At 67.0% G+C, this 12,870-nt stretch carries 15 protein-coding genes; 9 read left to right on the top strand and 6 right to left on the bottom strand.

What is annotated here, in order from left to right:
- Nucleotides 1-5 precede the first annotated feature (5 nt).
- A complete protein-coding gene (locus AACZ75_RS11250; protein ID WP_339872948.1) occupies nucleotides 6-281 on the bottom strand; it encodes a metal-sensitive transcriptional regulator in 276 nt (91 codons plus the stop codon).
- Nucleotides 282-383: 102 nt separating this feature from the next.
- Between AACZ75_RS11250 and AACZ75_RS11255 the strand changes: the two genes are divergently transcribed.
- The 4 genes from AACZ75_RS11255 to AACZ75_RS11270 all read left to right on the top strand — a co-directional run bounded on the left by AACZ75_RS11255 (nucleotide 384) and on the right by AACZ75_RS11270 (nucleotide 7,058).
- The gene (locus AACZ75_RS11255; protein ID WP_339872949.1) at nucleotides 384-2,738 is read left to right on the top strand and encodes a heavy metal translocating P-type ATPase; all 2,355 of its coding nucleotides are present in this window, start codon (nucleotides 384-386) and stop codon (nucleotides 2,736-2,738) included.
- 305 nt (nucleotides 2,739-3,043) lie between these two features.
- Nucleotides 3,044-4,828 (top strand): copper resistance system multicopper oxidase, encoded by a 1,785-nt coding sequence (locus AACZ75_RS11260; RefSeq protein WP_339872950.1) that lies wholly within the window; start codon nucleotides 3,044-3,046, stop codon nucleotides 4,826-4,828.
- A gap of 614 nt (nucleotides 4,829-5,442) precedes the next feature.
- Nucleotides 5,443-6,240 carry a copper resistance protein B gene (locus AACZ75_RS11265; RefSeq protein WP_339872951.1) on the top strand — a complete coding sequence of 266 codons (798 nt, stop codon included), beginning with the start codon at nucleotides 5,443-5,445 and terminating at the stop codon, nucleotides 6,238-6,240.
- A gap of 44 nt (nucleotides 6,241-6,284) precedes the next feature.
- The gene (locus AACZ75_RS11270) at nucleotides 6,285-7,058 is read left to right on the top strand and encodes an HAD family hydrolase (protein WP_339872952.1); all 774 of its coding nucleotides are present in this window, start codon (nucleotides 6,285-6,287) and stop codon (nucleotides 7,056-7,058) included.
- 164 nt (nucleotides 7,059-7,222) lie between these two features.
- On the opposite strand, the gene AACZ75_RS11275 is transcribed toward AACZ75_RS11270, so the two are convergent.
- The 5 genes from AACZ75_RS11275 to AACZ75_RS11295 all read right to left on the bottom strand — a co-directional run bounded on the left by AACZ75_RS11275 (nucleotide 7,223) and on the right by AACZ75_RS11295 (nucleotide 9,509).
- On the bottom strand, nucleotides 7,223-7,636 hold the full coding sequence (locus AACZ75_RS11275) for a copper resistance CopC family protein (protein WP_339872953.1): 414 nt from the start codon (nucleotides 7,634-7,636) through the stop codon (nucleotides 7,223-7,225).
- Between the two features lie 23 nt (nucleotides 7,637-7,659).
- Nucleotides 7,660-7,986, bottom strand: coding sequence for a hypothetical protein (locus tag AACZ75_RS11280; RefSeq protein ID WP_339872954.1), 327 nt, complete (start codon nucleotides 7,984-7,986; stop codon nucleotides 7,660-7,662).
- 208 nt (nucleotides 7,987-8,194) lie between these two features.
- The gene (locus AACZ75_RS11285) at nucleotides 8,195-8,782 is read right to left on the bottom strand and encodes an RNA polymerase sigma factor (RefSeq protein ID WP_339872955.1); all 588 of its coding nucleotides are present in this window, start codon (nucleotides 8,780-8,782) and stop codon (nucleotides 8,195-8,197) included.
- An 8-nt stretch (nucleotides 8,783-8,790) separates the two neighbouring features.
- On the bottom strand, nucleotides 8,791-9,231 hold the full coding sequence (locus tag AACZ75_RS11290; protein ID WP_339872956.1) for a periplasmic heavy metal sensor: 441 nt from the start codon (nucleotides 9,229-9,231) through the stop codon (nucleotides 8,791-8,793).
- Entirely contained in the window at nucleotides 9,228-9,509 is a 282-nt protein-coding gene (locus tag AACZ75_RS11295; protein WP_339872957.1) for a hypothetical protein, read from the bottom strand. The genes AACZ75_RS11290 and AACZ75_RS11295 overlap by 4 nt, the downstream gene beginning before the upstream one ends.
- A gap of 117 nt (nucleotides 9,510-9,626) precedes the next feature.
- Here AACZ75_RS11295 and AACZ75_RS11300 point away from each other — a divergent pair, with 117 nt between their 5' ends.
- The 5 genes from AACZ75_RS11300 to AACZ75_RS11320 all read left to right on the top strand — a co-directional run bounded on the left by AACZ75_RS11300 (nucleotide 9,627) and on the right by AACZ75_RS11320 (nucleotide 12,783).
- Nucleotides 9,627-10,277, top strand: a complete 651-nt coding sequence (locus tag AACZ75_RS11300) for a DUF2231 domain-containing protein (protein ID WP_339872958.1) — start codon at nucleotides 9,627-9,629, stop codon at nucleotides 10,275-10,277.
- A 140-nt stretch (nucleotides 10,278-10,417) separates the two neighbouring features.
- Nucleotides 10,418-10,888: a nuclear transport factor 2 family protein gene (locus AACZ75_RS11305; RefSeq protein WP_339872959.1), complete on the top strand. Its 471-nt coding sequence runs from the start codon at nucleotides 10,418-10,420 to the stop codon at nucleotides 10,886-10,888.
- Nucleotides 10,889-10,938: 50 nt separating this feature from the next.
- Nucleotides 10,939-11,403 (top strand): DUF411 domain-containing protein, encoded by a 465-nt coding sequence (locus AACZ75_RS11310; protein ID WP_339872960.1) that lies wholly within the window; start codon nucleotides 10,939-10,941, stop codon nucleotides 11,401-11,403.
- A gap of 39 nt (nucleotides 11,404-11,442) precedes the next feature.
- Nucleotides 11,443-12,144: a PepSY domain-containing protein gene (locus AACZ75_RS11315; RefSeq protein ID WP_339873032.1), complete on the top strand. Its 702-nt coding sequence runs from the start codon at nucleotides 11,443-11,445 to the stop codon at nucleotides 12,142-12,144.
- Between the two features lie 213 nt (nucleotides 12,145-12,357).
- The gene (locus AACZ75_RS11320; RefSeq protein ID WP_339872961.1) at nucleotides 12,358-12,783 is read left to right on the top strand and encodes a hypothetical protein; all 426 of its coding nucleotides are present in this window, start codon (nucleotides 12,358-12,360) and stop codon (nucleotides 12,781-12,783) included.
- Nucleotides 12,784-12,870: the final 87 nt, after the last annotated feature.

Below are 12,870 nucleotides of genomic sequence, written 5' to 3' on the forward strand. Positions count from 1 at the left end.
CGCCGCTACCGTGACGCGCGGGCCAGCAGGGCGATCAATTCCTCCGCCTTGGCCTTGCGGTCGGCGGGATCGTCGCCGGTCATCGCGCCCATGACACAGTGGTCGAGATGGTCCTTCAGAACCTCGCTCTCGACGCGCAGCAGGGCTGCCCGCACCGCCTGGAGCTGGGTCAGCACGTCCACGCAATAACGGTCCTCGTCGACCATGCGCGCGATGCCGCGCACCTGTCCCTCGATGCGATTGAGGCGGTTGATCAGCCTGGGCTTGGTCTGGGTCTGCATCCGAATTCCTCTGTTGGTCAATTGCATATACCCCCTGGCCGTATATTGCGATATACCCCCAGTGGGTATATGTGGCACCATCGAGAACAAGGAGAGACCCCCATGTCCACGCCCTCCAAGTCTGGCTCGACCGGCCACAGCTGCTGTGCCGGCAAGAACGACAAAGCCGCCGTTGTGACCCTCGATCCGGTGTGCGGCATGTCGGTCGATCCCGCGACCACGGCGCATCGCGCGGCCCATGAAGGTGAGGACTATTTCTTCTGCTCGGCCGGTTGCCGGACCAAATTCATCGCCGATCCGGAGCGCTATCGGGGTGACCGGCCGGAGCCCGAAGCGGCCATCCCCGGGGCGATCTACACCTGTCCGATGCATCCCCAGATCCGTCAGGAGGGACCGGGATCGTGCCCGATCTGTGGCATGGCGCTGGAGCCCGAGACGGTAACGGCCGAGGCACCCGTCAATCACGAGCTGATCGACTTCACGCGGCGGTTCTGGATCGGGCTGGTGCTGACCATTCCGGTGTTCGCCCTTGAGATGGGCGGCCATCTGTTCAGCCTGCATCAGAGGATTGACGGCCAGACGTCGAACTGGATCCAGTTCGTGCTGGCGACGCCGGTGGTGTTGTGGGCGGGTTGGCCCTTCTTCGAGCGCGGCTGGGCCTCGCTGCGCAGTCGCAGCCTCAACATGTTCACCCTTATCGCCATCGGGGTCGGGGCGGCCTGGATCTACAGCGTGGTCGCGGTGCTGGCCCCGGGCCTGTTTCCGGCGGCGGTGCGCGGCATGGACGGCAGCGTGCCGGTCTATTTTGAGGCGGCCGCCGTCATCACCGTGCTGGTGCTGATCGGCCAGATTCTGGAGCTGCGGGCCCGGGAAAAGACCTCTGGCGCGATCCGGGCCCTGCTGGATCTCACGCCCAAGATCGCGAGACGCGTCCGCGACGACGGATCGGATGAGGACGTCACCCTGAATCTTGTTGTCGTCGGAGACCGCCTGCGGGTTCGGCCCGGTGAACAGGTGCCGGTCGACGGGGAAATCCTCGAGGGACGGGTGTCCATTGACGAGTCGATGGTGACCGGGGAATCGATGCCGGTGACCAAGGAGCCCGGGGCCGGTGTTGTCGGCGGGTCGCTCAATCGCACCGGATCATTCGTGATGCGCGCCGACAAGGTCGGGGCGGACACCCTGCTGTCGCGGATCGTGCAGATGGTCGCCCAGGCCCAGCGCAGCCGGGCCCCGATCCAGCGGCTGGCGGATACGGTTTCAGGCTGGTTCGTGCCGATGGTGATCGCCACCGCCGTCCTGGCCGCGATCATCTGGGGACTGTTCGGGCCCTCACCACAGCTGACCTATGCGCTGATCGCCGCCGTCTCGGTGCTGATTATTGCCTGTCCCTGTGCCCTGGGTCTGGCCACGCCGATTTCGATCATGGTCGGCGTCGGGCGTGGTGCCCAGGCGGGGGTGCTGATCCGCAACGCCGAGGCGCTGGAACGTTTCGAGAAGGTCGATACGCTGGTGATCGACAAGACCGGCACCCTGACCGAGGGTCGCCCGTCCGTCATCGCGATCCAGCCCGTGGCCGGTTTCGACGAAGACGAGCTGTTGCGCCTGTCCGCCAGTCTGGAGCGGGGCAGTGAACACCCGCTGGCTGACGCCATCGTTCAGGCGGCCAAGGATCGCTCCCTGACCCTGTCCGAGGCCAGTGAGTTCGACAGCCCGGTCGGGCGCGGCGTCACCGGCCTGGTCGACGGCCGCCGCGTGGTGCTGGGCAACAGCCGCTATCTGGCTGAGCTCGGCATCGCGGTTACGTCGCTGGAAGCCGGGGCCGAGGCGCTGCGTCACGACGGGGCCACCGCCATCTTCGTCACCGTCGACGGTAAGGCCGCCGGGGTGCTGGGCATCGCCGATCCGGTCAAGGCGACCACTGCCGAAGCCATCATTGCCCTGAAGGCCGCCGGCCTGCGGCTGGTGATGATGACCGGCGACAACCGCACCACGGCCGAGGCCGTGGCCCGACAGCTGGGGATCGACGACGTCCGGGCTGAGGTCCTGCCCCAGGACAAGGCGGACGTGGTCGAGCAGTTGCGCGCCGAGGGCCGGATCGTGGCCATGGCCGGCGACGGGGTCAACGATGCCCCGGCCCTGGCCGCCGCCGATGTCGGCGTGGCCATGGGCGCGGGGTCCGATGTGGCCATCGAGAGCGCCGGCGTCACCCTGTTGAGCGGCGACCTGCAGGGGATCGTGCGGGCCCGGCATCTGTCGAAGGCGGTCATGGCCAATATCCGCCAGAACCTGGTGTTCGCCTTCGGCTATAACGCGCTGGGTATCCCGGTCGCGGCGGGTCTGCTGTACCCGACCTTCGGCCTGCTGCTGTCGCCGGCTATCGCGGCGCTGGCGATGTCGCTGTCCTCGGTCAGCGTGATCGGCAATGCCCTGAGGCTGCGAGCCGTCAAACTGTGAGAGGCCGGCTCGAGGCGGTCCGCAATCAAGGACGGGCGCCGCCGACAGGCACCGGGCGAGCCGGGCGTCGGCCGCCGGTCGTTTGCATCCGTGTTTCCGTCCAGGTTGGAACCGTGGCCGCTGGCCTGGATTAGGCGAGAAGCCGCCAATCTGGCCGACCCGACCCAACGACACGCCTGTGCACCTTTCAGCCGACTATTGCCGTGCGTCAGCCTGTCGCGAGGGGAAGCCCCGCCGCGTGCGTAAACATCTAGAGGTCGTCGCTCGATCAAGCGAGCCGGCCGCATGAAATCCAGGAGTACCCCATGAAGCTCGATCGTCGAGGATTGCTGCGCGGCGCGGTGGCCGGGGGCGGCCTGCTGGGACTGCAAGGCCTGATGCCCGCCTGGGCGCAGACAGGATCGCCCGGCCTGCGCGCCGACCTGCCGACCCTGACAGGTTCGAACATCGATCTGACGATCGGTCAGTCTCCCTTCACCGTGAACGGACGCACCGCGACGGCGACCACGATCAACGGCGTTCTGCCGGCCCCGCTGTTGCGCCTGCGTGAAGGGCAGAACGTGCGGCTGGCGGTGCACAACCAGCTCGAGGAGGACACCTCGATCCACTGGCACGGCCTGCTGCTGCCGTTCCAGATGGACGGCGTACCGGGCGTCAGCTTTCCCGGCATCAAGCCGCGCGAGACCTTCGTCTATGAGTTCCCGGTCAAGCAGTCGGGCACCTTCTGGTACCACAGCCATTCGGGCTTGCAGGAAGCGCTGGGCCATTACGGCCCGATCGTCATCGACCCGGCGGGGGCCGACCCGGTCGGCTATGACCGCGAGCATGTGCTGGTCCTTTCGGACTGGAGTTTCATGCATCCGCACGAGATTCTCGAAAAGCTGAAGAAGAGCCCCGGCTATTTCAATCGCCAGCGCACCACCCTGGCCGGGCTGCTGGACGGCAGCGACCGGATGAGTCTGGAAGAGCGCCGCATGTGGGGTCAGATGCGGATGGATCCGCGCGACGTTCTCGATGTCAGCGGCACCACCTACACCTATCTGATCAACGGCCACGGTCCGCAGGAAAATTGGACCGGCCTGTTCCGGCCCGGCGAGCGGGTGCGGCTGCGCGTCATCAACGCCTCGGCCATGTCGATCTTCAACGTCCGTATTCCCGGCCTGGCCATGACCGTGGTGCAGGCCGACGGCGAGAATGTGCGCCCGGTCGAGACCGACGAGTTCCAGATCTCGGTGGCCGAGACCTATGACGTCATCGTCCGCCCGACCGAGGACCGCGCCTACACCATCGTCTCCGAAGCCATCGATCGCTCCGGCATGGGCCGCGCCACCCTGGCGCCCCGTCTGGGCATGACGGCCGAGGTCCCGCCGCTGCGCGAGGTCCCCAATCTGACCATGGCCGACATGGGCATGGGCGGGATGGATCATGGCTCCACAGGGGCGGGGTCGATGGCCGGCATGGACCACGGCGGCATGAGCGGCATGGAAACCGGCGGCGACGCCATGGCGGGTATGTCGATGAGCGGCATGAACATGCGCGATCCGGAGAACGCGCCGCCCGACATGGTCGTCGGCGTCGGCGTCGACATGGTCAATATGTCGCCGAAGAACCGGCTCGGTGAACGCCCGACCGGCCTGGCCGACGTCGATCACCGGGTGCTGGTCTATACCGATCTGGTTTCTCTGGAGCCCAACAAGGACCAGCGCCCGCCCAGCCGCACCATGGAGATCCATCTGACCGGCAACATGGAACGGTTCATGTGGGGCTTCGACGGGCGCAAATTCTCGGAGCTGGTCGAGCCGATCCGTTTCGAACGCAATGAGCGGGTGCGGGTGACCCTGGTCAATGACACGATGATGGCCCACCCGATCCACCTGCACGGTCATTTTTTCGAACTGGTCACAGGCGGTCCGGCCGGCCACCAGCCCCTGAAGCACACGGTCAATGTCGCGCCGGGCGGCAAGGTCACCTTCGACCTGACCGCCGACGCACCCGGCGACTGGGCCTTCCACTGCCATCTGCTGATGCACATGCACGCCGGGATGTTCAACGTCGTCACCGTCCGACCCATGGAAGGAGCAGCCGCATGATCCGGACCTCGGTCGCCTTGCTGCCGCTGATGCTCGTCGCCGCACCGGCCTTCGCCCAATCCCACGCCGGTCACGCGTCGACGGCCCAGGTCCAGCCTGCCCCGCTGCCGCCCGGCTGCGTCCGTCTTGGCGCGCCTGACGCGGATGCAACCCGGATCGGAACCCCCGGAGCCCCGATCTGTCCGACGGGTGCCGTTCCGGCCCGGTTGCAGACATCCGCGCCAGATCCGCAGGCGGGTCATGACATGTCTGGCATGGCCATGGGTCAGACACCGGCGACAGCTCCCGCCGACCCACACGCCGGCCACGATATGTCCCCGATGGGCCAGGCGTCACCCGCGCCGGCGATGCCTGCGGGTCATGACATGTCGACGATGGACCAGAGCCAGAGCCCAGCGGGCTCGCACGCGGGTCACGACATGACCGGCATGACCATGGGTCAGACGCCGGCGACACCTCCCGCCGACCCACACGCCGGCCCACACGCCGGCCACGACATGACCCCAATGGGCCCTTCGTCACCTGCACCGGCGATGCCTGCGGGTCATGACATGTCGACGATGGGCCAGAGCCAGACACCGGCGGACCCGCATGCAGGCCATGATATGGCCGGTATGGCCATGCCGCCCGACATCCAGACCAGCGCGAACAACCCGGGACGTCCTCCTGAAGCCCCCCCTCCGGCCTCGGCATTCGGAGGGCCGACCCACGCCGCGGACCTGATGTTCGATCCGGCGGAAATGGCGGCGGCTCGCGAACAGCTGCGCGTCGAGAACGGAGACATTCGCACCACGGCCGTCATTATCGACCGGCTGGAAGCCTCCTTCTCGGATGGCGAACAAGGCTACACTTGGGATGCTCAGGGCTGGATCGGAGGCGACATCAACCGTTTCTGGTGGAAGTCGGAGGGCGAAGGCGCGTTCGGCGACGGGGTGGAGGATGCAGAAATTCAGGCCCTCTACAGCCGGGCCTTCCGGCCCTTCTGGGACGTTCAGGCGGGTTTGCGCCAGACCTACCGGCCCGAAGGTGATCGGACCGATCTCGTGGTCGGAATACAGGGTCTGGCCCCGTACTGGTTCGAGGTCGACGCCGCGGCCTTCCTGTCCAACAAGGGCGAACTGACGGCCCGCGCCGAGGTGGAATACGATCAACGGATCACCAACCGCTGGATTCTTCAGCCGCGGGCGGAGATCAACCTCTCCGCCGAGGACATTCCCGAGCTTGCGATCGGCTCAGGCCTGACCTCGTTGCAGCTCGGGGCGCGCCTGCGCTACGAGATCCGCAAGGAGTTCGCGCCCTATGTGGGTGTCGAGTGGAGCCGCAGCTTTGGCAGGACTGCCGACTTCCTCAAGGCCGATGGGCGGAGCGCGGAGGACACCCGGCTGGTCGTCGGCATTCGGGCCTGGTTCTAACGCCGCCAGGAGGACCCGCGGCATGTCACGGAGGGGCATCCGGGATGGAGATTCTCAAGGACGTTCGGGCCGTCGTGATGGATCTCGACGACACCCTGATCTCGGCCTATCGCCGTCCGGATCTGGTCTGGCGGGGGGTCTGCCGGCGGTTCCGGTCCGAGCTGGGCGTCCTCGAAGCTGATGAGGCGGCGCATGCGCTGACGAGGGCCGGAGCGGCGTTCTGGGACGATCCGGACCGCCATGCCCTGGGCCGCCTCGACCCCCTTGGGGCCCGACGCATCATCGTGACCGAGGCGTTCCGGGAACTGGGGGACGGCGGGCGACGGCCCCCGTCCCCCCAGATCGGTGAGCTGATGGCCGATGCCTTCAGCCTTCAACGCGACCGCGACATGCGGCTTGAGCCGGGCGCGGACGCCGTGCTGGACCATCTGCGCGAGGCTGGTTACCGGCTGGGGCTGCTCACCAACGGCGCCGGCCCGCTGCAGCGCGCCAAGATCGAACGGTTCGATCTGACCTCGCGTTTCCACCATATCCAGATCGAGGGCGAGGTCGGTCTCGGCAAGCCGGATCCGGCAGCCTTCAACAAGGTGTTCGAGGCCCTGGCCGTCGATCCGGCGGCCGTCTGCATGGTCGGCGACAGTCTGGAATGGGATATTCGGCCCGCCCGGACGTTGGGCTGCCGCACGGCTCTTTACGATCCCGACGCGCCGAACGGAGACCAGGCGGATCAGGTTGAGGCGGATATCGTCGTGCGAACCCTCGAGAGCCTCCTCATCCATTTCCCGGGACCGCGCGGTCGAGGCCGGATGAAAATCTGATCGGCGCGGCGATTTCCGCCAGGTCGGGCCGTCGATCGACCACAAACCGATACTTTTCTGGAGCGCGATGCGACACCGGACAGACGGAAAAAGCGCCGCGCGGTGAACCGCGCGGCGCTTCCTTCAATCAGGCTCCGGTCCTCGGGAAGGAAGAGGCCGGCACCTCAATGAACCATGAAGCGGACGACGCCATTCATCTGGTGGCCGTCGGCGCCGGTTGCGGCCCAGGCGGCGGAATAGGATCCGGCCGCCAGGGCGGGCAGGGGCACCCGGACCGTCGTGGCCGGCGACGCGTCCGCGATCACGGTGACGTCCGTGGCCTGACCGCCGGAGCCTGTCAGCTTGAGAGATGACAGGGTCATGGCGTGCGGGAACGTCACGGCGAACGCCGTCGGTGCGGCGGCCAGCATGGCGTTGTCCGCCGGCGTCGTGGAGACGCCGTTGGCCGAGGACGCGGCCGGCATGGCAGCGTGATCCTGCATCGGCATGCCCGCGTGGGAATGGGACTGGGCCTGGGCGAACGATATGGGGGCGAGGGACGTCAGAACGGCCAGAGCGGCGAGGAATGAACGGTTCATGGGAAAACTCCTGGTTACGCGAACTATTGCTGGGGCGGCATGGTCATGCCGTCCATCTTGGACATGTCATGGCCGGCCATCGGATCGGCGGGGGGAGGCGTGGGGGTGGGCGCGGGTGTCGGGACAGGGCGGGCTGGCCGGGGCGCCGAGACCCTGGGTGACGGGGTGGGCCCGGGCGTTGCGACCGGGGGCATCGGTGCCGGCTCGGGCATGGCCGCCGGAGCGGTCTCGACGGGTGCAGCCGCCGGGGCGTCAGGCGCTGTCTGGGCGTCGACCGGCTTTGGCTCGGCGGCGGGCTGACAGGCGGCAAGGCCGACGGCGGCAAGGGCGGAAAGGACGAGAATTCTCACGTGAACAGCTCCTGGATTGGGGACGAAGAACAGGCTCTCGACTTGGCGACCGCCGAAAAACGAGGACCGGTCGCCCGGCACCGCCCGCGTGAACGAGCGGCGCCCTCATATCAAGAATACGCGCGCGTGCGCCGGAGCCCTCGCCTCGCCGTGGGGATCACCCGGACGCCGCTTCTCTCTTGATGACCGGCATCCGGTTCCGTGCACGTCAGACTGATCCCTCGGGAAACGGCGGCCCGGCCACCGTCTCGCGCAAGGCGTCGGACAGCTTGCGTCGCGCCCGGGCCACGCGGGTTTCCACGGTTTTTACGGAGATCCCGAGAATCCCCGCCGTCTCCGCCTGACTGCGTCCCTCGATCGCCGTGAGCAGAAGCGGCGCCTTGAGGTGAGGCGGCAGGCGGTCCATTTCCTGGTTCAGCCGGAGCAGTCGGTCGGTGGCCTCCATCCGCTCATCCGCCGGGTCGCTCCCGTCCGGCACGGCCAGGGCCTCGGGCGCCGACAGATCGATGCCGCCACGGATCAGCCGCCGAACGAACCGGCGGCGACTCCAGTCGCGGCATTTGTTGAGGGCGATGGTTCGAAGCCAGGCCTCGAAAGGGCGCGCGGGATCATAGCGGCGAATGCTGATCCAGGCCGCGGCATAGGTCTCCTGCAGGAGATCCCACGCCTCCTGTTCGTCCCCGACATAGCGCCGGATGACCCGAAACAGGGCAGCCTTGGTCTGCCGCATCAGTTCGCTAAACGCCGCGCGCTCACCGCTGGCGGCGCGCGCTGAAAGATCGTCCGGAGCCTCCACCCGAACGGCTAGCGTTCGTCGGGCGCGAGGGCCGAAACGATACGCTCGTCGAAGACCTTCGCCTGGGCGGCGGTCAGCACGGATCGCATCTCGAAGACGTGTGTGATCGTCTCCTTCTGCAGCGCGCCCATCGCGTCATGAATGTGGTCGACGGCGGCCTGGACCTGGGGGCCGTCCCCGGCGCCCTGCTCAATTGCCCGGGCGAGTTCCAGATTCGCCGCCCTGACATTCGCTTCGAGCACCGGCCGCCGCGCCGCGAATCTCGCCTCGATCGCTTCAATTCGGCTGTGTTGGTCGGGCGACAGCGTCAGATCGTCGTGGACGATGTCGTGAAGCGAGGGAGGCGCGCGGTTGCTCAGGACCCAACTGGCGCTGATCCATGTCCCGGCGCCGCCGGCCAGGGCGGCCAGCAAGGCCGTGACGACAATGGCCCGCCAGCCGCGCATCATCGACCCACATCCAGTCTCGCCAGGGGAGCCAGGCTGGTATCGGCCGTGAAGATCGTCAGATCTCCAGGGGGTCTCGGCGCGGCGATCGCGCCGAAGCCGCCAGCCGTCAAACCGGTCGCCAGGGCCATGGCGACGGCGCCCAGACGCAGTTGTGACACAAGCCGTTCCCCTCGCAGGATGTCGACCCGTTTCCAGACGAGGGGCTCAAGCCCCTCGAGCGATGTATCGACGGGCGCGGCGGCCAGTCCTGTCAGAAGGTCATCCAGATTACGCGGCATTGAAACTCTCCTTCACGGCCCCTGATAACTGCTACGCGTGCCTTCGCCGAATCCCTCGGGTGAGGGGGCTGTCCCCGTGCTGCGTAGTTAGCAGAAGAGGCGGAACCGGAGTGGGTCATGGGATTGCGGAAAATGTTGGCGGCGTTCGCCGTCCTGGTCGCCGTGTCGGTCAGTGCGCCGGCCTTCGCCCATGAAGATCACGATCCTCCAGCCGCAGCATCCGTCGCCGCCACGCCGATGGCGGACGGTCATGGATCGGACATGGCGGGGATGCCGGCGATGTCGGCGGGCATGGATCACGGCGGCATGTCGGCCGATGCCGCGCGCCGCACGATGTCCCAGCGTCTCGTCCGTTGGTTGGGAGCCATGCATCCCGCGGCCGTGCATTTTCCTATCGCCCTGTTCCTCGTGGCCGCTGTGCTCGAGATCGCCGCATTGACCCTGCGTCGACCGGTCCTCACCCAGGGCACCCGGGTGATCATCGCCCTGGCCGCGATTTCGGCCGTGGGCGCCGTGGTGCTCGGCTGGTTCGCCATGGGCCTGCCCGGATCCGATGACGTGACCCATACCTATCACCGCTGGCTTGGCACCTCGATCGCGGCGCTGGGCCTGTTGAGCTGGTGGGCCAAGGAGCATTGGGTCCGCAAGCCGGGCCCCAAGCGCGAACTGCTCTATATCGGCGCGTTGACCGTCACCGCGTCCGCCATTCTGGTGAATGCCCTGCTGGGCGGCATACTGACGCATGGCGTGAAACACCTGATGTTCTGAGGGGGCATACTAGCCTGTCCCCATCCGGCAGGTCCTGAACCCCCGTCCCCACCTGCTTCTTCGGCGGCCGACATGTTCGCCGTCGGCACGTCCGCAACCTTCGCCGATCCCATGTCCGGGCGGCCACCTTGGAGATACCCATGAAAGCACGTTCCATCTTCGCCGGACTGGCGTTTGCCGCCGTCCTCGCCACCTCCGCACAGGCACAGGTCACGGATGAGCAGCAGGTCCGCTCGGTCGTGACAGCCTACAAGGACGCCATCACGCGGATGGATGTGTCACAGACTCCGGCCCTGTTCTGGGCGGACTCGGAGATTTTCGAGAACGGCGGGGTCGAGGGATCCTTCGCCTATTATCTGGAGCACCACCTCGGGCCGGAGTTCGCCGACCTGGCAGGCTTCGAATTTCGCAATCATCAGATGACGGTGGAGATGGACGGCGACACCGCCTTCGTCAGCGAAACCTATACCTATCGTATCACCTTCAAGGACACCGGGCGGGCACCGATCGAGCGCCGCGGCGTCGCCACGAGCGTATTGCGCAAGCGCGATGACCAATGGCGTTTCGATGTCTACCATTCGTCGGCCCGACCCATTCGTCCGGCGGCCTGAGCGCATGCAACCGGGCTCACCCTGCTCTTGATCACTGGAGGAATGAGTCGATGACAGCATCGTTCTCCCGCCGCACCCTTCTACTCGTCGGTGTCGGCGCGGCGGCGACCGCGGCCTGCGCGCAAACCGCGCGACCGTCGTCCGACCTCGCTGTCTACAAGTCGCCCACCTGCGGCTGTTGCGGCGCGTGGGTCGAGCATATGACGGATGCGGGGTTCCAGGTGCGGACAACCGAGGTGGCCGATCCCGGCGCGGTTCGCCGCGCCTGGAGCGTCCCCGACCCGCTGGCGGCTTGTCATACCGCCGTGATCGGCGGCTATGTGCTGGAGGGGCATGTGCCTGCCGAGGATGTGCGCAGACTTCTTGTGGAGCGCCCCGACGCCCTCGGGCTCGCGGTGCCGACCATGCCCCTCGGCTCGCCGGGGATGGAGATGCCCGATGGCCGCCGGGAAACCTATGAGGCCCTGCTGATCCTCAAGGGCGGCGGCACGCGCGTGTTCGCGCGTCACGCCTGAACGGAGGCTGTCCTGAAAGTCCTCAAACTCTCGACTCAACTGCATAAATGGATCGCGCTGGTGGTCGGCCTGCAGGTCCTGTTCTGGGTCGGCGGCGGCCTGGTGATGGTGGCGATACCGATCGAGACGGTGCGCAGCGAACATCGCGTGGCGGAAGCGCAGCCGCAGCCTCTGGCCCTCGACGGCCTGCCGGGACTGGCCGAGATCGCCGGTCGCGCCGGGGTCGTGCCGGTGCAGGTGGACCTGCACGGCACGCCGCGCGGCCCGGCCTGGACGCTGAAACCGGCGAGCGGCGAGCCGGTGATCGTCTCGGCCATCACCGGGCGACCGTTCGCGCCCATGTCGGCGGACGAGGTCTCGGCCTTCGCCAAACGGGCCTATCGCGGCGAAGCGGAGGTGACGGGGGTGGCCTATCTGGCCAGCGCGCCGGAGGAGACGGGCAAAACCGGGCCGCTGTGGCGGGTCGACTTTGCCGATGGCGAAAAGACCGCCTTCTATGTGTCGCCGTCCACCGGTGAGGTGGTGTCGCGTCGCTCGGGGATCTGGCGTCTGTTCGACTTCTTCTGGCGTCTGCACGTCATGGACTGGGACGACGGCGAGGATTTCAATCACCCGCTGATTATCATCACCACGGCCCTGACGCTGAGCATCGTCATCTCGGGATTCATCCTGTTGTGGATACGGATCGCTCGGGACATCAAGTCCTGGCGCGCCGTGAAACGGCGAGCAAGGCCCGACTGATCGCGGGGTCCGGTGCCAGCATGAGGTGGTCGAGCTCGAGCTACTCGAAACCGATGTTCGCGCCGGCCAGGATTCTGCGGGGTCGACGCTGATGGCGGGATGGAGCCGAGGCCACAGTGCACCTACGCCGGTCCGAAAGCGGGTAGTCGCTCACGGGTCGGCTTCCCGATCCGAAACCCGTCGCACCGGGGTTGTCCGTTCTGGTCCGGTGACTTGACGACCGTCAATTTGGGCGGCAACCGGGTTGTGCAACCGCCGGCGAAGTGGGATTATCTCGCCATGTGGAGCCTGCTGCGCATTGTGATCATCTCCCTGGCGTTCGTCGGCTTCCTCGGCCAGACGGAGGCGCGGGCGACTCCATTTTCAGTTGCGTCCCTAACACAGGATATGGCGCACTGCGCCGAGATGGCGGTGGGACCCACAGACGCCGCGCCGACCCAGAAGCAGACCCCATGCAGTGATATGACAGCGGACTGCATCGCCAAGATGGGCTGCGCAGTGGTCTCGCCGGTGTTTTCGAACGAGCCGTCGTTGGACCAGCCGGCTTCAGGTCTCTCTCCCTCCTATGGCGGAGTGACGGAGCGTCTGACCGGAATCGTAACGGCACCGCCCCGCGCCCCTCCAAAAACCGAAGCCTGATCCTGCATTCGCGGGTCTGTGCGGCGTCCCGGCGTCTGCGGACCTTTTCGATCAGCTGACCTCTGCTCCAGTGGAGTGGGTGTGTCC

Source organism: uncultured Brevundimonas sp. (assembly GCF_963975535.1).
Classification (GTDB): domain Bacteria; phylum Pseudomonadota; class Alphaproteobacteria; order Caulobacterales; family Caulobacteraceae; genus Brevundimonas.

What these genes read in the sequence shown, in the direction of transcription:
- AACZ75_RS11250 (WP_339872948.1), bottom strand. Translation starts at nt 281, where the DNA reads ATGCAGACCCAGACCAAGCCCAGGCTGATCAACCGCCTCAATCGCATC.
- AACZ75_RS11255 (WP_339872949.1), top strand. Translation starts at nt 384, where the DNA reads ATGTCCACGCCCTCCAAGTCTGGCTCGACCGGCCACAGCTGCTGTGCC.
- AACZ75_RS11260 (WP_339872950.1), top strand. Translation starts at nt 3,044, where the DNA reads ATGAAGCTCGATCGTCGAGGATTGCTGCGCGGCGCGGTGGCCGGGGGC.
- AACZ75_RS11265 (WP_339872951.1), top strand. Translation starts at nt 5,443, where the DNA reads ATGGCCATGCCGCCCGACATCCAGACCAGCGCGAACAACCCGGGACGT.
- AACZ75_RS11270 (WP_339872952.1), top strand. Translation starts at nt 6,285, where the DNA reads ATGGAGATTCTCAAGGACGTTCGGGCCGTCGTGATGGATCTCGACGAC.
- AACZ75_RS11275 (WP_339872953.1), bottom strand. Translation starts at nt 7,636, where the DNA reads ATGAACCGTTCATTCCTCGCCGCTCTGGCCGTTCTGACGTCCCTCGCC.
- AACZ75_RS11290 (WP_339872956.1), bottom strand. Translation starts at nt 9,231, where the DNA reads ATGATGCGCGGCTGGCGGGCCATTGTCGTCACGGCCTTGCTGGCCGCC.
- AACZ75_RS11295 (WP_339872957.1), bottom strand. Translation starts at nt 9,509, where the DNA reads ATGCCGCGTAATCTGGATGACCTTCTGACAGGACTGGCCGCCGCGCCC.
- AACZ75_RS11300 (WP_339872958.1), top strand. Translation starts at nt 9,627, where the DNA reads ATGGGATTGCGGAAAATGTTGGCGGCGTTCGCCGTCCTGGTCGCCGTG.
- AACZ75_RS11305 (WP_339872959.1), top strand. Translation starts at nt 10,418, where the DNA reads ATGAAAGCACGTTCCATCTTCGCCGGACTGGCGTTTGCCGCCGTCCTC.
- AACZ75_RS11310 (WP_339872960.1), top strand. Translation starts at nt 10,939, where the DNA reads ATGACAGCATCGTTCTCCCGCCGCACCCTTCTACTCGTCGGTGTCGGC.